The organism is Sphingomonas aerolata, from assembly GCF_023935825.1.
In the GTDB taxonomy this organism is placed as follows: Bacteria; Pseudomonadota; Alphaproteobacteria; order Sphingomonadales; family Sphingomonadaceae; genus Sphingomonas; species Sphingomonas aerolata.
Window position 1 is genome coordinate 755125 of the sequence record NZ_CP098762.1, and the last position, 17878, is coordinate 773002.

18 protein-coding genes are annotated in these 17878 nt (G+C 66.3%); 5 read left to right on the plus strand and 13 right to left on the minus strand.

Going from position 1 to position 17878, the window contains the following annotated elements; genetic code table 11:
- Positions 1-61: 61 nt before the first annotated feature.
- The 3 genes from NEF64_RS03620 to NEF64_RS03630 all read left to right on the plus strand — a co-directional run bounded on the left by NEF64_RS03620 (position 62) and on the right by NEF64_RS03630 (position 1230).
- On the plus strand, positions 62-385 hold the full coding sequence (locus NEF64_RS03620) for a hypothetical protein (protein ID WP_031394409.1): 324 nt from the start codon (positions 62-64) through the stop codon (positions 383-385).
- Position 386: 1 nt separating this feature from the next.
- A complete protein-coding gene (locus NEF64_RS03625; protein ID WP_031394408.1) occupies positions 387-887 on the plus strand; it encodes a PilZ domain-containing protein in 501 nt (166 codons plus the stop codon).
- Between the two features lie 202 nt (positions 888-1089).
- Positions 1090-1230, plus strand: coding sequence for a hypothetical protein (locus tag NEF64_RS03630; RefSeq protein ID WP_156360375.1), 141 nt, complete (start codon positions 1090-1092; stop codon positions 1228-1230).
- 287 nt (positions 1231-1517) lie between these two features.
- On the opposite strand, the gene NEF64_RS03635 is transcribed toward NEF64_RS03630, so the two are convergent.
- Positions 1518-2648, minus strand: a complete 1131-nt coding sequence (locus NEF64_RS03635; protein WP_031394407.1) for a glycosyltransferase family 4 protein — start codon at positions 2646-2648, stop codon at positions 1518-1520.
- An 84-nt stretch (positions 2649-2732) separates the two neighbouring features.
- Between NEF64_RS03635 and NEF64_RS03640 the strand changes: the two genes are divergently transcribed.
- Together NEF64_RS03640 and NEF64_RS03645 are read left to right on the plus strand one after the other, a co-directional pair.
- Positions 2733-3887 carry a GumK N-terminal domain-containing glycosyltransferase gene (locus NEF64_RS03640; protein ID WP_031394406.1) on the plus strand — a complete coding sequence of 385 codons (1155 nt, stop codon included), beginning with the start codon at positions 2733-2735 and terminating at the stop codon, positions 3885-3887.
- A 223-nt stretch (positions 3888-4110) separates the two neighbouring features.
- A complete protein-coding gene (locus NEF64_RS03645; protein WP_031396235.1) occupies positions 4111-5412 on the plus strand; it encodes a UDP-glucose dehydrogenase family protein in 1302 nt (433 codons plus the stop codon).
- A 66-nt stretch (positions 5413-5478) separates the two neighbouring features.
- Here the strand turns inward: NEF64_RS03645 and NEF64_RS03650 are convergent, their stop codons facing one another.
- The 12 genes from NEF64_RS03650 to NEF64_RS03705 all read right to left on the minus strand — a co-directional run bounded on the left by NEF64_RS03650 (position 5479) and on the right by NEF64_RS03705 (position 17717).
- Positions 5479-5883, minus strand: coding sequence for a hypothetical protein (locus NEF64_RS03650; protein WP_156360376.1), 405 nt, complete (start codon positions 5881-5883; stop codon positions 5479-5481).
- A 150-nt stretch (positions 5884-6033) separates the two neighbouring features.
- Positions 6034-6276 carry an XrtV sorting system accessory protein gene (locus NEF64_RS03655; RefSeq protein WP_031396237.1) on the minus strand — a complete coding sequence of 81 codons (243 nt, stop codon included), beginning with the start codon at positions 6274-6276 and terminating at the stop codon, positions 6034-6036.
- 252 nt (positions 6277-6528) lie between these two features.
- Entirely contained in the window at positions 6529-7599 is a 1071-nt protein-coding gene (locus NEF64_RS03660; RefSeq protein WP_056407158.1) for a glycosyltransferase family protein, read from the minus strand.
- Positions 7592-9046 (minus strand): lipopolysaccharide biosynthesis protein, encoded by a 1455-nt coding sequence (locus NEF64_RS03665; protein WP_042467778.1) that lies wholly within the window; start codon positions 9044-9046, stop codon positions 7592-7594. The genes NEF64_RS03660 and NEF64_RS03665 overlap by 8 nt, the downstream gene beginning before the upstream one ends.
- A gap of 3 nt (positions 9047-9049) precedes the next feature.
- Complete coding sequence (locus NEF64_RS03670; protein ID WP_200912189.1) at positions 9050-9880, minus strand: polysaccharide pyruvyl transferase family protein; 831 nt, start codon at positions 9878-9880, stop codon at positions 9050-9052.
- Entirely contained in the window at positions 9877-10617 is a 741-nt protein-coding gene (locus tag NEF64_RS03675; protein ID WP_056407160.1) for a WecB/TagA/CpsF family glycosyltransferase, read from the minus strand. Before NEF64_RS03675 ends, NEF64_RS03670 begins: the two co-directional genes overlap by 4 nt.
- Before the next feature lie 2 nt (positions 10618-10619).
- Positions 10620-11507 carry a CpsD/CapB family tyrosine-protein kinase gene (locus tag NEF64_RS03680; RefSeq protein ID WP_037530233.1) on the minus strand — a complete coding sequence of 296 codons (888 nt, stop codon included), beginning with the start codon at positions 11505-11507 and terminating at the stop codon, positions 10620-10622.
- On the minus strand, positions 11504-12877 hold the full coding sequence (locus NEF64_RS03685) for a GNVR domain-containing protein (protein WP_056407162.1): 1374 nt from the start codon (positions 12875-12877) through the stop codon (positions 11504-11506). The genes NEF64_RS03680 and NEF64_RS03685 overlap by 4 nt, the downstream gene beginning before the upstream one ends.
- Complete coding sequence (locus tag NEF64_RS03690) at positions 12861-14174, minus strand: ATP-binding protein (RefSeq protein WP_051916621.1); 1314 nt, start codon at positions 14172-14174, stop codon at positions 12861-12863. The genes NEF64_RS03685 and NEF64_RS03690 overlap by 17 nt, the downstream gene beginning before the upstream one ends.
- A 106-nt stretch (positions 14175-14280) precedes the next feature.
- Positions 14281-15363 carry a glycoside hydrolase family 5 protein gene (locus NEF64_RS03695; RefSeq protein ID WP_235516413.1) on the minus strand — a complete coding sequence of 361 codons (1083 nt, stop codon included), beginning with the start codon at positions 15361-15363 and terminating at the stop codon, positions 14281-14283.
- 280 nt (positions 15364-15643) lie between these two features.
- A complete protein-coding gene (locus tag NEF64_RS03700; RefSeq protein ID WP_159043454.1) occupies positions 15644-16462 on the minus strand; it encodes an SLBB domain-containing protein in 819 nt (272 codons plus the stop codon).
- A 10-nt stretch (positions 16463-16472) separates the two neighbouring features.
- On the minus strand, positions 16473-17717 hold the full coding sequence (locus NEF64_RS03705; RefSeq protein ID WP_082446923.1) for an outer membrane beta-barrel protein: 1245 nt from the start codon (positions 17715-17717) through the stop codon (positions 16473-16475).
- Positions 17718-17878 lie beyond the last annotated feature (161 nt).

Consider the following 17878-nt stretch of genomic DNA (forward strand, 5'->3'; position numbering starts at 1 on the left):
AAATGCCGCGACAGCAATTTAACATACGCTTTCTTAACCACCAGTATGGCATGGTGTCGTCATGCCCCTTCACGCACCTCTTGCTAACCTGGCTGACCCCGTATCGCCACATGCGGCGTTTCGTGGCGGCGATCCGCTTTCCGGCGCTACGACGGATTCGTTCGACGGGGCGCGTTCCGTCGCAGACCCGCTCGCGGCCGAGCTTCAGGTCGTCGACCCGCGTGCCGCCAACCCGTTGGCCGGCGACCGGATCGACTACGAGAACTGGCTCCTTCCGGTCGAGCCCGCCTCGCTGGGTGAACGCGCGATCCGGGCCGGTTCGACCATCGCCGGCGTGGCGGTCTTCGCCGCGGCGCTCGCTGGTGTCCTTGCCTGGATCATCTAGCGTGCGTGCGGAGATGACGGTGATCGAGCCGGTGGCCGAGCGCCGGCGAAAGCCGAGTCGTGCGGCAATAGCGCGCGCGAGCACGGTCCGTGCGGCCGATGCACGGGCGATCGACGTCCGTGTCGAGGACCTGTCCGAAGGCGGTTTCCGTTTTTCCAGCGCCAGCGTCCTGCCGGTCGGTGCCCATATCCGCGTCGGCCTGGCCGGTGCGGGGCAGGCGACCGCGCGGATCGCATGGCGCGACGGCGAAGCGCATGGCTGCGCATTCCAGCCCCTGCTGACGAACGACCAGATCCAGTCGGCCTTCACGCACACGATCTGCGAGTCTGCGGTCCTGTCGTTGATCCCCGACAGCGCGGTGGTGTCCATGCCCGCCGCGGGTGCGGCACTGGCGCCGCCGCAGCGCTTTGCAGCGCCGGTGCGGCTTATCCTGCTGGTCGTGGCGAGCTGCGCATGCTGGGCCCTGGCGACGCTGCTCCTGCGCGGACTTGCATCGTTCTGAACCGACGCTGACGCCGGTGTAGTGGTCTGCGAGGTGCAGGCCTGCTCCGGGGGCGTTTGCCGGCCTTGCCGACCCGCTGAACGCACAAGATTTTCAGGATCTTAGCTAATTTTGCGCTAGTCTAGATATTAGTATTGATTATTTATGACCCCTGTCCCATGTTGAGACAAGACGGTTGAAACGACCGCTGAGGAGAGTGTTCATGACTGCGCTTCCCGGCCCGGCTATCCAGGCCCCATCCTATCCCGAAATCCCCTCGGCCGTGCTCGGTCTTATCACTGGCCTCGCGGTCAGCGTTGCGCTCTGGGCATTGATCGTCCTGATGGCGTTTTTCCTGGCCTGATTTCAAGCACATGGGCGGTCGCTATTTCGCGTCCGCCTGTGTCTGACGATCCCGGCCGTCGGATCGCCAAAGTGTTTGGGCGCCCGGGATATGGCGATGCGCCTTCGCCGTAGGGCTGCGGTGATCCTCAGGCTTGAGCGTTCGCCCGACCCGCTTGAAGCAACAGGGCCTGTACGCTCGCGGTAAACTCGGCTTGGGCGATGCGGGCATCGTGATCGATCCCGAGCGACGATACGCTTCTCCTCGCCGAATCGCCCCGGAATACGGGGCGCGGCACCCCGGCGTTGTCAGCCCCGCGCGCCGCGTTTCCGCAGGACATCTTGATACACATCGGCGAACTGCCGCGCGACGCTACGCCAGTCATAGGCCAGACTCGCGGCGATGTTATTCGCGCGGTTCGACTCATAGGCGGCGCTTGAATCGCGGTGCGCGGCTTCGATCCGGCCCGCACCAGCCTCGACATCGTCAATGTCGAACAGGATGCCGCTGCCGGACGAGCGGACCAGCCGGCGGAAGGGCGGGATGTCGCTGACGATCGGGGTCAGGCCTGCGGACAGGCCTTCGACCACGCTCAGCCCGAAGCCTTCGTAGCGTGACGCCGAGCCGATATAGCTGGCCTCGCCGATCAACGCCTTGATACCCTCGTCGCTGGGCGAGGGCACGAGCGTGACCGCTCGTTCGGTACCGGTCCGGCGCATATGCTCCTCGATCTGCGCAGGCGTGACGTCGGCCGGGCCGCCCGCGATGATCAGCCGCCAGTCGCCGTGAAGCCGGCCGAGCGCAGCGACGAGGTCGATCAGGCCGGTGATGTTCTTGTTCGAGGAAAAGCGGCCGATATAGATCATCGTCCGCGTCGGCTGCGGCGACCCTGCACCCTGCCACTTGCCGATATTGACGCCATTCTCGATCGTCACCGTCTTGCTCGCGGCGATCTCGTTGAACCGGGCGGCGTCGCTTTCGCTCGAGGCGATGATCCGGTCATAGGCGAGCGACGACGCGCGCGTGACGCTGGCGAAATAGGCGAGCTTCAGCCGGCTGGCGAAATCCGTGTGGAAGAAACCGCCATGCGTCGAGGCGACCATCGGCCGGCGGTGGAGCGGGCGGGTGAGCGCCATGCCGTCGAAGAACGAATCGATCGCATGGACATGGACGATGTCCGCTTGGCCGAGATGCTGCAGTACGGTGGGTGCGAGCGGATAGCGCGTCGAGCCGCGGAACGGGATCCGCTGCACGGGCACGCCCTGATAGGTGTCGCGCGGCGGCAGCGTCGCGTCGAGACGCGAAAACTGCCGGTCGAGCGTGACCACCGACGTCGTGATTCCGCAGTCCCGCTTGAGCGCGACCGCGAGATTGCTGACGGCGTCTTCCAGCCCGCCAATGGCCGGATAAAATTGACGAACGACGTGAAGAACGTGCATCGGCTTCCCAACGTGATCCAGATTGCCAGCCCCTTTGTCTGATTACGGCCAACCGTCCAGCCCAAAGTCGATGGAGTGTCATGCATGTCCGATAAGCCAGCGCCGGCGCAGCCAAAGCGTTCCCGTGTCGTCATCCTGTCGGCATTTCAGGATTACCGGACGCCCAAGCGCGCCAGCATCCACCAGGTCGCGCATGCGCTGGCGCAGGATGGCTGCGACGTGTCGTTCATCTCGACGCGGTTCAGCCTGATCTCGAAGAAGAAGGGCGATTCGCGCCTGTTCCTGTGGGACCAGGCCAATGCCTGGCACAAGGTGGACGGCGTCAATTGCTATCTGTGGCGGACGCCGCTGCATCCCTTTGCGACCAACAACGCGGTCGCCGATGCGGTGATGGCGAAGCTGTTTCCGCTGTTCGCCAGGCTGCCCAATGCCGATATCGACGGCGCGTTCCAGGCGGCGGACTTTATCGTCATCGAATCGAGCGTCGCAGCGATCTTCATCGACCGGATCAAGCGGCTCAACCCGACCGCCAAGATCATCTATTACGCCACCGACCGGCTCGATACCGTCGGCGCGCATCCCTATGTCCGCCGCCATCTGGTGAAGAACGCGCGGCATATCGACCATGTCTGCCTGCGGTCGACCAAGATGGTGTCGGATTTCCTGTGGGCGAAGGATCGCCTGTACCGTGCCGAATTCGGGATCGATCCCGCCGACTTCGAGACCGTCGGGCCGTCGCCCTATACCGCGCAGCGCAATGCCGTCGCGGTCGGGTCGATGCTGTTCGACGAAAGCTTCTTCCATGCGGTCGCGCCGCAGTTTCCCGATGTGCATTTCCACGTGATCGGCTGTGGGAAGAGCTTCAAGGGGCCCGACAACGTGTTCGTCCACAAGGAAATGCCGTTCCGCGCCACGCTGCCCTATATCAAGCATGCGAGCATTGGCATCGCACCCTACCGGCTGGCGCCGGGGGTCGAGTATCTTGCCGAGTCGAGTCTGAAATTGGGACAATATGAATATCTGCAGATCCCCGCGGTCTGCCCCGATTTCGCGGTCGGGACGAACCCGTTCCGCGCCGGCTATGTGTCGAACGATCCGGCGTCGATGATCGCGGCGACCGAAAAGGCGCTGGCGCTGGCGGGACAGGTGCCCGCGCGGCATTTCTCGACCTGGACAGAGGTTGCGGACCGCGTGCTTCGTCCCGAAAACTACCCTGACGCCCGCATCGTCGCGGACTAAATGGGCGGGGCCGGCGCGTCGCCCGCGGGCGCGGGCCGGCCCGCCAACCCTCTCGGTTATCGGCGTTTGATCGGTATCGGCACGGATCGCTGGAGCAGCGTACCGGCCCGCCGCATCAGGTGAACCACCTTATTGATGGCCGGCGGTTCATCTTCTAGGAGTTCCGCCGAATATCAATGTCCGTACGACGATCGTAGGGACCAACATCGTCTGAGGGATTATAATGCGCATAGCGATGGTGGGATCGGGTTACGTTGGTTTGGTGTCGGGCGCATGTTTCGCCGATTTCGGACATGACGTGATCTGCATCGACAAGGATGCCGGCAAGATCGCGGCGCTCGAAAACGGCATCATGCCGATCTACGAGCCGGGTCTGGATGCACTGGTGGCGCGCGGCGTCGAGGCCGGGCGGTTGCGCTTCGGTACCGATCTTGCCGCGAGCGTGAAGGGCGTCGACGCGGTCTTCATCGCCGTCGGTACGCCGTCGCGGCGCGGTGACGGTCATGCCGACCTGTCCTATGTCTATGCCGCCGCCGAGGAAATTGCCGGCGCGATCGACGGCTTCACCGCGATCGTCGACAAGTCCACGGTCCCGGTCGGCACCGGCGACGAGGTCGAGCGGATCATCCGCCGGGTCAATCCGGATGCCGACTTCGCGGTCGTGTCGAACCCCGAATTCCTGCGCGAAGGCGCCGCGATCGACGATTTCAAGCGTCCCGACCGTGTCGTGATCGGCAGCGACGACGAAAAGGGTCTTGCGGTCATGCGCGAGATCTATCGTCCGCTCGCCCTCGGTCGTTCGCCGCTCGTCGAGATGAGCCGGCGTGCTGCCGAGCTGACCAAATATGCCGGTAACGCGTTCCTCGCGACCAAGATCACCTTCATCAACGAGATCGCCGATCTGTGCGAGAAGGTCGGCGCGGACGTGCAGGACGTTGCGCGCGGCATCGGCCTCGACAACCGCATCGGCTCCAAGTTCCTGCATGCCGGCCCGGGCTATGGCGGTTCGTGCTTCCCCAAGGACACGCTCGCGCTGCTCAAGACCGCGCAGGATCACGACGCGCCGCAGCGCATCGTCGAGGCGGTCGTCGCGGTGAACGACAATCGCAAGCGCGCAATGGGCCGCAAGGTCATCGCCGCCGTCGGTGGCGACGTTCGCGGCAAGACGATCGCGGTACTCGGCCTGACGTTCAAGCCGAACACCGACGACATGCGCGACAGCCCGGCGATCGCGCTGATCCAGACGCTGCAGGATGCGGGCGCGACGATCAACGTCTATGATCCCGAGGGTCATGAGCAGGCGAAGGCGGTCATCAAGGACGTGACCTATTGCACCGGTCCCTATGAGACGATGGAGGGCGCCGAGGCGCTTGTCATCGTGACCGAATGGGACATCTTCCGCGCGCTCGACTTCAAGCGCGTCAAGTCGCTGCTGGCGTCGCCGGTGCTCGTCGACCTGCGCAACATCTATCCGCGCGACATGGTCGAGAAGGCCGGGCTGACCTATCACGCGGTCGGCCGCTGATCGACCGGGACGGGCGGCGCGCCGAGCGGTGCGCCGCCTGTCTAATTAAGCCAAGGGCCAGTCCGGTTATTCGACCAGGCTGGCATATTGCATATGATCCGGGTCCCGCATCGTGTCGGGGGGGATAACCGCATCGTCGGTATCGCTGGTGGCCGGTGTGCCCGCGTCGGCACTACCCGCCGCTGCAGGCGGTGCCGCTGCCGCAACCGCGATACCGGGTTCGCTCGGTCCGGCCCCCGATCTCACGACGACGATTCCCGCCTGTTCGGGCGCTTCGACCGCGGATCCGCAGGCGGCGAGCATCGCCAGCGCTGCGATGCCGACCATGCCGCGCAGGGCAGCGCCAAAGCGCTGAGGTCGACCACCATCACAAAGTGAGCGCGGCAGGACACGGTTTGGCGCATGCGGGCGAGCGGCCAGGGCCGGCGCGGCGGACGCGACGGCGCGGTGCGCGTCGTGGATCAGGGGCATTGGAAATTCTCCGTTGGCACCCGATCCTTCACTCGGCCGATGCAAAGGAGGTCTCTTCAAACCTGGTTAGCGGCGGGTTTAGGGTAATGCAGATCCTGTTCTACCATGATCGACCACTGCTGCCGGGGCCGGCGCGTCCGGCCGGCCGGATCAGCGCCCGGGCAGGGATGGGCGCAGCACGTAGATGATATAGCCGACACTGGCGGCAAGCACGAGCACGGCGGGGATCGCATAGCCTTCGTTGCCGAGCCAGTTGCTCAGCGCACAGGCGATCGCGGGCGGCAGATAATGCCACACCGTATCGACCGGCTCATCCTCCATCGAGCGTTGCAGATAGAGCAGCGCCAGGCCCGCAAATACCGCGACGCTCAGCCAATCGTAAATTGTTTCCATGATATACTTCCCAAGCCGCCCGGAACTCGGCCGGCGCCACAATCCGTCAGAGGCGATCCCTATGCCCGGTCCTTCTAGATTTTCTCATCGTCTCGGGCAAATGCAGTATCTTGCCCCCGCTCTCGCGGTGGGACTGCCTTGACGACGACCGCCGCGCTGCGCCAGACCGAATAGCTGCAATCGGGAATCAGCCAGCGTCAGGCGGTGCTGTGCAAGCGAAGATCGACGATGCGAAGGGCTTCGCGCCCGAGGTCAGCCCGACGCCAAATTCTTGAACCGCGCGAGCATCGCCTCGGACAGCCGCATCGGGTCGAGCGGCTCCAGATCGGGGCGGCCGCCCGGCGGGCTGGTGCGAAGCGTGTCGATGCTTGCGCGCAACGCCGGCGGCGCGAGCGGCGGATCGAACAGCGTGACCCAGCCGCCGGCGATCTCCGCCGCGAGGCTGGGCAGCGTGCCGACCGCGGGGGCGAGCAGCGGGCGGTCGAGCGACAGCGTGACGAGCGCGGTGCCCGAATTGAGCGTCGATGTCTGGTTCATCAGACAGGCATCGCAGGCGGCGATCGCCGAGGCGAAGCGCATGTCGTCGAGCGCGCCTGTTACGATACGGATCGTCCCGTCGGACCGGTCCGCGACCGCGGTAAGCCGCGCGGCGATGTCGTCATCGCCCGCATCGCCGGCGATCAGCAGCATCTCATCGGGCCGGCGGATCGCGAGGAACGCCTCCGCCGCCTCGACAAGATTCTTGCTGGGGCGGAGCGACCCGATCATGCCGAGCACCCAGATACCGTCGGGGATCGCCCAGGCCGCGCGCGCTTCGGCACGAGGGATCGCCGGATAGTCCTCACGATAATGCGGGTGCGGAATGATCGTCCCCGCCACCGCCTCGATTGCCGGATGCGCGGCGCGATAGCGCTCGAGCGAGGCAGCGGACAGGCCGATCAGGTGATCGATCTGGCCGAGGAGCCGTGCATGATAGGCGTGCCAGACCCGGTGCCGCCAGCCGGTCAGGTCGCGGTGCGGCGCGACATTGTGCGCGGTGACGACGAGCTTGCCGCCCGATCGCCGGATCCCCCGCGCGGCGTTCAGCACGCGCGCGGCCTTCGCCGCGACGATCGCCGGGTTGTTGCTGCCCGAGCCTTCGAAGATCCCCTCGGGCCAGTGGATATGGAAGATGTCCGCGGCGGGGATGCGCCGCATCAGCGGACGGAACGCGGTGACCGAGGCCGCGGGCGCGCGGAACGCGCCGTACATGCGGCGGACATAGGGGTTGAGGTCGCTCGGATCACCGGCGGGCCAGGCGAGGATGCGCAACGGTTCAGCCACGGGCCACCGCCGTCCGCGCGAAGCGGATGAGCGCGAGCATGTCGCGGCGGCCGATCACGAACAGCGCCGCGGCATAGACGACCGCGCCGACCGCGACGTGGATGACCAGCGCGAGCAGCGGAGAGGGGACGTCGATCGTCCGGTGCAGCAGAAGCAGCGCCCCGACCATCACCGCGGATGCGGCAAGCGAGGGTGCTATGCGGGCAGCATAGGCCATCGGTTTTATCCTCAGCAGGTGGAGGGCCGCGCCGACCGAGAGCGGGTAGAGCAGGACGGCACGGACGGTGAAGCCGATCGCGAGCGCCTGGAGACCATAGCGCACGACGACGAGGAACAGCGATATGTTGCTGACCGCGTAGATCGAGGTGAGGACCGTCTGCCAGTGCGGCTTGTCCTTCACCAGGATGATCGCCTGATTATACTGGCCGATCGTCGTCAGATAGGCGGTGCCGGCGATGATCGAGATGATCGGTGCCGCTTCCATCCATTTCGCACCGAGCGCGACGCGCACGACCAGATCGCTGACGGCGATGAGCGACAGGAACATCGGTGCGGTGATCGCGGTGGTGAACGATACCGCGTTCAGAAACGCGCCGCGGAGCCGTTCCTCGTCGTCGCGAAGCCCGGCAAAGGTCGGCAGCGCGACGCGCGACAGCGCGGACGCCATCAGCTGGTTGAGGCCGAGCAGGATGCGCTTGGCGGCGTTGTAGATGCCCGTCGCCGACGCGCCGAGATAATAGGACGAGAAGAAGGTGTCGCTCTGCGTGTTGGCGAAGTTGGTGAAGCCAGTGATCGCGACATGGCGGCCATAGCGCCAGGTCGCGAGCAGTTTGGCGCGCTCGACGCGCAGGCTCGGCCGCCAGTCGCTGACGACCCAGAGCAGGATCGTCGACAGCAAGGAGGTGGTGAGCTGCTGGACGACGAGTGCAGTCAGGCCCCAGCCGTTCATCGCGAGGAACAGGCCCGCACCGCCGCCGACGAGTAGCGCGAGGATCGAGCGGATCGCGAGCGGCTTGAACAGCAACTGGCGCGTCATCCACGCCTCATGCGTGCGCGACAGTCCTGAACTGAGGAGCAGCACCGAGGTCAGCCGGAGCGCGAACTCGATCCGCTCATTGTGCATGATCTCCGAGATGAACTGCGCCGACAGCAGCATCAGCGCCGCGCCGATCACCGCGCCGATCTGGATCAACAGGAAACAGGCATTGTAGTCACCGGCGTCGGGCGCACCGCGCGAAACGATGGCGGTGGCGAAGCTTTCGACCGAGATCTGTTTGAACAGCTCGACGAAGAGCAGGCAGGTGGCGAGGATACCGAAGTCGGCGACCGGGACGAACCGCGCGGTCACCAGGAACACCAGGAGGTTGATCACCTGGACGAGCGCGCTGTTGACGACCGACCAGATTGCGCCGCGTCCGACCTGTTTACCTAATGAGGGGGCAGCCATAACTCACTCCCACAAATCGTGCGGGAATGTCGCGAGCAGCGCCTGGGGATCGAAGGATATCGGCGGTGCGCCCCCCATTTCGAGCGCTTCGGCGACACTGTTCGCGGAGTCGATGCCGGATCGTCCGGTCCCGCGTGCGTAATCGTCATATTTGAACGGCGGTTCGGTCTCGGTCAGGCGCACATGCCGCGCGGGAATGCCGAAGGCCTCGGCGATCACGACGCCGTGGAGCGAACTTGCGAGCACCAGATCGGCGCCGACGATCTGCTCGACGACCGCGTTCCAGCCGCGCAGCGGCGACACGAACGGCAGGCCGAGCGTCGGCGCGAGCGTGAGGTCGTGGAGGTTGGGGACGAACAGCACCGGCTGTGCGCTATGCCGCTTGAACCGGTCGGGGAACAGCGTCGGCAGCAGCAGCGCGGGGTCGCCATAGACCGCCGGGACGTCCAGCCCGCGCTCCGAAAGAAACGCCGCGGTCAGCGGACCACGAACCGCGCGGATGTCGAGTGCGTCGAAAGCATGACGATCGGCAGGAATCTTGCCGTTGACGCCCGAGCCCCAGACGGTGTCGCCGGTCTTGGCGAAATGCATCACCGATCCGACCGTGAACAGCGTCGCGTCGCGCGCCGTCTCCTCGTCGAGGCTGCGTCCGTGCAGCGCGAGAACACGCTCGGCGACGACCGTCGCCAGCCGGTCGCCGAAGTTGATCGCGCTGCCCGCGGGACGCCATTCGAACACGTCGACGCTCGGATAGCGTTCGTCATAGGAGGGCGGCGGGGCATGCCGCAGACGCGAAAGTGCGCGGTGCAGGCGAGGAGGCATCATCTGTTTCATCGCTTCATCCGTTGTCCGAGCGTCGCGGCCAGGAAGGTCGCGTTGCCGACAAGATAGCGTGACGCCATCCGTCGGGGCTCCTGCAGAAGGCGGAAGGTCCATTCGATGCCCGCGCGCTGCATCCAGAGCGGCGCGCGGACGAACTGGCCCGCAGTGAAATCGAGAAAGGCGCCGATGCACAGGATCACCGCACCGACTGCGCCCGCATTGGCGGCCGCCCATTTTTCCTGCCGCGGCTGTCCCATGCCCGCGAGCACGAGTCGCGCGCCCGATGCGCGGATCCGCTCCGACAGGGCGGGTGCCTCGTCGGCGCTGAAAAAGCCGTGATGGCTGCCCGCGATACGGATGTTCGGGAAGCGCTCCGCGAGGATCGCAGCGGCCTTTTGCGCGACGCCCGGCGGGCTCCCGAGCAGGAAGACGCCCGTTCCCGCCGGCAGTGCGGCGAGCACCGCGGGCGTCAGGTCGGTGCCGTTGAGATTGGCCGGGAAGCGCGTGCCGTAGAGCAGCCGACTGGCGATATCGACGCCGCTGCCGTCGTTGAAGAACACGCCCGCCCGCGTCGCGGTCACGAAGGCGGGATCCGCCCGCGCAAGGTTGACGCTGTGCGCATTGCAGAAGCCGAAGATGGCCGGACCGTCGCCTTCTACCGCGGCAACGACCTGTGCAACGGCACCCGGTACATCGGTGGCGACCACATCGATGTGGCCGATTCGCCGAATCTCCATCATGCCCACCATGCTCAATCGATCAGGATCGAGCCGAGAACGGGGGTAGCATGCTCCTGCAGCACGGCCGCGGCGTTGCGCAGCGCGCGCGCGTCCGACCGGTTGCGGCGCGCGACGATGATCGCCGCGTCGAGTCCGAAACACGCCTCGAGCTGTGTCGCGCTGGCGGGGCCGGCATCGAAGATGACCAGCCCATAATGATCGCGCAGCGGATCGAGCGTGTTGGCAAGCCGCTGGCGGTCGAAGAGCTCGGACGCGTTGGGGACGCTCGGACCCGCCGACAGCAGCGACAGGCCGGGGATCGCGGTCGTCTGGGCGATCGCCTCGACGCGACCGCCCGACGACAACAGCGTCGACAGGCCGGTCCGGTTGGGCAGGCGGAAGAGCCCGTGCTGACGCGGTGCGCCGATGCCGCCATCGACCAGCAGCGTCGAATAGCCGGCCTGGGCGCACGCGACCGCCAGATTGGCGGTGAGCACGGTGGTGTGCAGGGTTTCGTCATCGATCCCGATCATCGCGATCCCCTGAAGCGGGGAGCCATCGGGGCGGACGTCGCGCGTCACGATCGCGCGAATGTCGCGCGCGGTGACCGCGATGGGATCGTCGGGCGCGAATGCTGCGACGACGAGCGGATCGACGCGCTCATCGCCCTCGGGCAGGACGGTGAAGCCCTGTTGCAGCTCGATCGCGCGGCGCACCTGCTCCTCGGTCGCAAAGCCGAGCTGGACCGCCGCCTCGCCGAACAATAGCCCGGTTTCGGCCTGGCGATGCTCGATCTGGCGATGCGCCTCGGGCGACAGCGACAGCAATTTGCCCAGAAGCTGCCGCTGGCTGGGCGCTTCGGCGCCCGGCGCGACCGCGGGACGAACGACATTTGCCGTTTCGCTCGAACGAAGCCTCATGACGTCTGCCTTCCACCCAGCAGCGACGCGACGCGCGACTGCGAAAACGATACCGAGCCCAGCACGGGCACACCCATGGCGGTCGCTGCGCCACTCGACGTCCGCACCCGCGGCCGCCACAGTTCGAGCGCCAGCGCCGTCCCCGCTGCCAGCATTCCGCCCAGCACGAGGCCGAGCGCCAACCGCATCGGTACGTTGGGCGAGGAGGGGAACATCGGCGGCTGCGCGACGTCGAGCTGGACGACGTTGGTCGACGGCGCTTCGCTCTGCAGCCGCATCGTGCCGAGACGCTGGGTGACGGTGTCATAGGCCGCACGCGCCGAATCGACGTCGCGCTGGAGCACGTCGAGCTCGGCGCGGTCGCCCGCCAGCGACAGCATCTTGCCGCGCTGCTGGTTCAGCAGGGCGCGCATCTGGCTTTCCTTGCTGCTCGCCGCACCGCTGGCGACGCGCACCGCATTGGTGCTCGTCCCGGTCTCGACCGCGAGCCGGCGACGCAGTGCCGACAGTTCCGCCTCGGCGGCCTGACGCTGCGGGTGGTTCGGACCAAGATCCGCGCTGAGCTGTGCGACTTCGGCCGTCTTGGCGGAGATCTGCGTGCGCAGACCCTGGACGACACCGGCCGACTGCACGTCGAGCCCGGTGCTGCCGCCGCCAGCCCGCGCGCCGGCATCCGCCGCCGCCGCTTCGGCTGCGGTCAGCTGGCCGGACAATTCGGTCAGGCGGGCGGCGTCGGTGTTGTTGGTCGTCGTGTCGACGATCCCGGTGCGACGCTGGAACGCGGTCAGCCGGCCCTGCGCCTGCTCGAGCGCGGTGCGGACCTCGCGCGTGCGATCCTCGAACCAGCGCGAATAGGTGCGGGCGGGATCGGTCTGCAGTTGTAGGCGCGCATCTAGGTAGCTGGTGGCAAAGCCATTGGCGACCTGGGCCGAGAATTGCGGATCGGCCGATTTGAAGCGGATCGCGAGCACGCGCGAGGTCCGGCCCGGTATGACCTCGAGCCCGCCGAGCAGCTGACGACCATACCAGGCGTTGACGTCGCCGGTGCCACCGGTGCGCGCACGCCACTGGTCAGCGATCTGCGGGTTGGCGGCAAGCTTCAGGTCGCGGACGACCGCGGCGGCGATCGCCTCACTCTGCAGGACGTCGGCCTGGGTCGCGACGAGCGCGGCCACGCCATCCTGCGGCGCCGCCTCGTCGGTAACCGACTGGGCCGGGCCACCGTCGAACAGCAATGAGGACTGCGCGACATAGGTCTTGGGCGTGACGGCCGTCCAGAGTGCGACCAGCACGACGATCAGCAGAATGATCGCCAGCTCGATACGCCAGCGCGCCTTGAGCGACGCGATCAGATCAGCGGGTATTAGCAAGGTTGCTCTCCTGCGGTGCGCCAAGCCGGGCCGCCGTGGTGGAAACAGGGGTCGTCATCAACAGCGCGATCAGCATCTGCGGCGCGGTACTGTCACGGAAATACACGCCATCGTGTTCGCCGTCATTGCCCCGTTCGCGGACCAATGCGGGGTCTAGCATCGAAATGGCACGATCATATCGATCGGTATCAAGCAAAACGACGTCCATCGTCGCGGCGGCGCGGGCCAAAGCCTCGAGCGCATCGCGCTGTTCGATCGTGCAGCCGAGCACGACCTTAGCGAACAGCCGTGCATCGGGCTCGTTCATCTGCGCCCAGTGGCTGAACGCATCGACGAAGCCGGTGCGGGTATGCGCCTTGGTGACGATATCCGCGTCGCTGCTGACAGCGGCGAGCGACGAATGCCCGGCCAGCATACGCAGGTGATAGGGCGAGCCACAGGCGGCATCGGCGATCATCGCGCGCGCATCGGTATCGAACCGGACGCCGGTATTGGCCTCGCCACGTGCGATCAGCGCGTCGACGCTGTCGGCGCCGATCCGGCCCAGCGACACGATCCGCATGTGCCGGCGCAGCGACGGGTGGCCAGCGACGACGTCGGACACGGTCCGCGCGATTCCCACCAGCACGAACAGCACCGGCACGAGCGCGTCGGACAGCAGCTTCATCGCCGCCGCGACGTCGCTCTTCACGCTCGCATCCTCGATCCGGTCGAACTCGTCGAAGATCAGGATCGTCGGCGCGGTGACGCGGTCTGCCACCAGATCGACGAACGCCCGCGGGCCGAAATTCTCCGGCATCTGTTCGAGCTTCTGCGCAAAGGCACGCTGTCCGCCGGGCGCGAAGGCTGCGGGCGGGAGCGCGTCGAGATAGAGCCGGATGATGTCGGCAAAGGTCGCATGCGGTTCGCACGCGAAATAGAGCACGACGGCGCCCGATTCATCCGCATGCTCACCGAGCACGCGCACCAGCGACGTCTTGCCCGAGCCGCGCGCACCGTGGATCACCGCATGCTGATGAAAGTCGAGCGTCGCGGCGAGCAGATGGTCGAGCTCGACCGCGCGTCCGAACAGCTCGCCGCGGGTCCGCACCGGGCGTGCGGCATCGAACGTGTCAGCGATCCGGCGCCGGTCGCCGATCAGCCGCGTCGCGGTGCTTGCCGGGACGGGATCCGCGGGCAGGTCGACGACCGGCGCGGCGGGCGGGGTGTAGCGATGCGTCAGCTCGATCACGGGGGGCTCGGCCCATCCGCGGCCGTCCAGCCAGCGCGTCAGCGATGCAATCCATGACTTCAACATAATTCTTGTATCTGCCTTGCCGATCCGGGGAGCGGGTACGCGACGTTGCTGCAACGCACAATAGGATTGCCGTACGGCTCCACCAGGCCACTATACCCTGTGATCATTAAGATTTGTGCCGTATCAGGATAGACATTTGCGGTTTGTCCCCGGTCTTGTCGGGTTGCACGCTGTACATATACGGCCCCCACAGGGCGCCGCCTGCCCAATAGGTCCAACCGAGCCAGACGTCCGAGCCCGCGTCAAGTGTGCCGAGCACCGCATCGAGCGCGGCGAGGCAGTTCGGGTCGCTGCTCGCGCCGAATTCGCCGAGAAATCCCCGTGCCTTGTTGGCGCGCAGCCAGGCGGTGGCCGAGTCGAATGCCTGTGCGGCGGCCTTTGGCGACACGCATTCCGGATGCGTTCCCGAGGAGTCGGCATCCGGATATTGGTGCATCTCGAACGCCATGTTGTTCGCCGGGTCGACGAGCGTTCTCAACGCCTCGCCGTTCGAGTCGCTGCCTTTCGTCCAGGAATGAGCACCCGACCAGTTCGTTCCCGGGACGAGCACCAGATTGCGCGCGCCCGTCGCGCGGATCGCCTGTAACGACGCCTCCGCAATCGGTCGCCACGCCGTGGCGGAGAGGCCATTGGGTTCGTTCATCACGCCGAACGCGATGCGCTGATCCCCGGCATAATGGCGGGCGAGGCGGGTCCAGAGGTCGGCGAGCATGGCGCCGCGCGGGTCGATCTGGTCGAGCCGTTGTCCCCGGTATTTGGCGTAATTGTGCACGTCGAGGATGATCAGGCCGAACCCGCCGAGCCCCGCGATCGATTCGTCGAGCCGTGCGAGTTCCGCGGCGTCGATCGGGGCATTGGGCCGCGGTTGCAGCCGTTCCCAGAGAACGGGCACGCGGATCGCGTTCATGCCCGCGGCGACGAAGGGCGCGGTCTCCTGTGGCTTGGGGTAGAAATAGTCGAAGCCGTAGCGCCCGGGAATGCGCTTGGAGGCAAAGCCGCCCGTCGCGATGTTGACGCCGGTATAGCGCGGATGCGCAGGCTTGCGCGGCCCAGTCGCGGAGGGGGCATCGGCGGCGGGATCGAGCGTGATCGGCAGACCGGTTCGCGCGGGCGCAATCATGACCGCAACGCCAGCCGTCGCGACCAGCGCAGCGCCCCCCAGCGCGATGAACAGGCCGTTATGTCGCATCGGCACGCCCATCACCCAAGCCGGTGACCCGTGCAAGCGTCACTCGACCAACGCCGGGGGAATCGCGACGGCTGGCCCGGGTAGCGGGGTGCGCCGGCGCCGGCGGCGACGGACGTGGCGGGGCAGTAGGGCATGAAAAAAGGCGCCCCATTGCCGGCGCGCCCTCTTCTCAGGCCGTGGCCGCAGACGTCAGGCTGTTGCGAAACGGACCTGGCGACGACGAACGCGCAGGGCACCGCATGAAACGAGACATCCCGGCCACCGGAATCCGATCACTGATTCAGAGCCATTTTTCATTGATGAAGACCGAGTCCTCGGCCTTCAGTTCGCCGTCGAGATCGACCTTCTTCAACTTCTCACCATCGCGGAAGATCGTGACGTTCCGCGTCGATCCGGCAAGCGTCGGACCACCGGCGCGGGCAAGCGCCTGGCGAACCGTCATCCCGGTCTTCAAGGGGAAGGATCCGGGCGAATTCACCTGACCGTAGATATAGACCACAGGCGCGACCGGAACGAAGAGCGTGTCCTTCGCCTCGAGCAGCGTCGCCGCGCTCCATTCGCCGCTGAGGTCCGAAAGGAGGATGCGGTGTTCGACCGGGTCGCCGTCGCGCTTCAGGATTGCAAAGTCCGCGCTTGTTCCACGCGTGCCGCCCGCGCGGGCGAGCGTCATGCCGACGGTCAGCTGCAGATCGAGCGGATAGATGCCGGGAGTTCCGACCTCGCCGAACACGGTTACCGAACTGCTGACGAACTGCGTGACCTCGACATTGACGACGGGCTTGACGAAATAGCCGCCGCTTCGCAGCCGGGCGGCGATGTCCGCGGCCAGTTCCCGCGCGGTCTGGTTGCGCACCTGGACCGCGCCGAGGAACGGCAGGGTGATCGTGCCGTCGTTTTTGACGCGCGTCTTGACCACCTGACCCGGACCCTGGCCGAAAATCGTCACCTCGACCTCGTCATTGGGGGCCAGCCGATACCCGTCGTTGGGCACGGCACCGGTCGACGCAGGCGTGGGGGGCGCGGTTGGTACCTGCGCCCCGGCGGCCGCAGCGGCCATGAGCAACGGCAGAACAAGCGAATGCGCCATGCGGATCTTCATCATCATCCCCTTAGAAACGGGCCGTGACACCCGCCGATGCGGATGTGGCCGTATAATCGTAAATCGCATTGTCGGCCGTGCGGCGCTGGTGAGCGACGTTCAGGCTGAGCCGTAGCGACCGGTGAAAATCGAATGCATAGCTTCCGCCGACGACGTTCAGCCTGTCCTTGCCGCGTGGTGGCTGAAGCGTGAGCGCCAGATCCTCGCCGCGCGGGTCGCGTCGCGCGCGCTGGGCGAACAGCGTGGCGGTGCTACGCGCCGAGAGCAGATAGGACACGTTGAGGTTGTAGCTGTCGGCGATGATATAGGTCGCGCCAAACGAGCTCTGATTCTGCACCGCACGGCGGCCGGAGCCGACGATCGTGAACCGGGGCACCGGGCGTATCGTCACCTGCGCGTCGAACGACGGGCCGCTGAAGGACGGCACGGCCGCGCGCTTGGGGTCGGCATGCGTGATGCCGCCGCCAAGCCGGAAGCTGACGCGCGGCGCGACCGAACGTTCGAAGATCAGCTGGACGTCGGTGATCATCGTCGAATCGTCGATTCCGGTCAGATCCTCGATACCCGGGCGCGCGATCTTGGCAACCGAGCCAATGAGCTGCAGCGTACCGAGGCTGGGCCGCCCATAGCCGATCCCCGCGCGCAGCGCGGACTGGTTCGTGTCCAGAACCTTGCGGCTGCTGTTGGTGAGCGACACGCGGTTGACGCCCACCGCGGGAAAGAAGCCCGCCGCGGCGCGGCAACTCGCGCCGACGTCATAGACCTGGCGCAGGAAGCTCTCGGTCACCACGGTGTTGGTGTCACCGAGATCGAACTGCGCGCGTTCGAGCGCCGCGCTGCCGGTCACGCTGCAGGGCGCGCCGACCGGGGTCGTCACGCTCGAGGTCAGGTTGATCCGCTCGCGATCGAGGCCGCTGAACCGGGTGTTGAAATCATAGCCGACCGTGCCGCCGGCGGTGACGCGGGTGCGTCCGAAGATGCGATTCAGGTCGACGGCCAGCGCCGGCGAAACGCGGATATTGTCGCGCGGCCCGCTCCCGCGCGCGTCGTTGAGACGCAGCACGTTGCTGTCATAGACGCTGGTGATCACCGGCACGACACGAAACCGGTCGACATTGCCCGCGACGGGCACGCTGACGGGTGTGTTGACGTTGACCGTCTGTGCCTGCGCACCGCTCACCAAACCGCCGGTCATGGCCGCCGCGAGCGCGACCTTGCCGATCCGTGCAGTTCGCTCGTCTCGAGCCCTTCGCATTGTTTCCCGTCATGTTTTCAATTGCTACCCGCATGATGCGCGGTCGCATTTCGTCCTTCGAGCTATTCCGGCGCTTGTCAAATCTCGACTCGCGGCACCGGGCCCAAGGGCACCGCGTCTCGATAAGTGAAAAGCGCGATCAGGTCGAGTGACGGCGTCAC

Bases quoted from the DNA above. Each gene is read 5' to 3' on its own strand.
- NEF64_RS03635 (WP_031394407.1), bottom strand. From the start codon at position 2,648: ATGCACGTTCTTCACGTCGTTCGTCAATTTTATCCGGCCATTGGCGGG.
- NEF64_RS03630 (WP_156360375.1), top strand. From the start codon at position 1,090: ATGACTGCGCTTCCCGGCCCGGCTATCCAGGCCCCATCCTATCCCGAA.
- NEF64_RS03705 (WP_082446923.1), bottom strand. From the start codon at position 17,717: ATGCGAAGGGCTCGAGACGAGCGAACTGCACGGATCGGCAAGGTCGCG.
- NEF64_RS03680 (WP_037530233.1), bottom strand. From the start codon at position 11,507: ATGAGGCTTCGTTCGAGCGAAACGGCAAATGTCGTTCGTCCCGCGGTC.
- NEF64_RS03655 (WP_031396237.1), bottom strand. From the start codon at position 6,276: ATGGAAACAATTTACGATTGGCTGAGCGTCGCGGTATTTGCGGGCCTG.
- NEF64_RS03675 (WP_056407160.1), bottom strand. From the start codon at position 10,617: ATGGTGGGCATGATGGAGATTCGGCGAATCGGCCACATCGATGTGGTC.
- NEF64_RS03665 (WP_042467778.1), bottom strand. From the start codon at position 9,046: ATGGCTGCCCCCTCATTAGGTAAACAGGTCGGACGCGGCGCAATCTGG.
- NEF64_RS03695 (WP_235516413.1), bottom strand. From the start codon at position 15,363: ATGCGACATAACGGCCTGTTCATCGCGCTGGGGGGCGCTGCGCTGGTC.
- NEF64_RS03690 (WP_051916621.1), bottom strand. From the start codon at position 14,174: ATGTTGAAGTCATGGATTGCATCGCTGACGCGCTGGCTGGACGGCCGC.
- NEF64_RS03620 (WP_031394409.1), top strand. From the start codon at position 62: ATGCCCCTTCACGCACCTCTTGCTAACCTGGCTGACCCCGTATCGCCA.
- NEF64_RS03640 (WP_031394406.1), top strand. From the start codon at position 2,733: ATGTCCGATAAGCCAGCGCCGGCGCAGCCAAAGCGTTCCCGTGTCGTC.
- NEF64_RS03700 (WP_159043454.1), bottom strand. From the start codon at position 16,462: ATGAAGATCCGCATGGCGCATTCGCTTGTTCTGCCGTTGCTCATGGCC.
- NEF64_RS03670 (WP_200912189.1), bottom strand. From the start codon at position 9,880: ATGAAACAGATGATGCCTCCTCGCCTGCACCGCGCACTTTCGCGTCTG.
- NEF64_RS03650 (WP_156360376.1), bottom strand. From the start codon at position 5,883: ATGCCCCTGATCCACGACGCGCACCGCGCCGTCGCGTCCGCCGCGCCG.
- NEF64_RS03645 (WP_031396235.1), top strand. From the start codon at position 4,111: ATGCGCATAGCGATGGTGGGATCGGGTTACGTTGGTTTGGTGTCGGGC.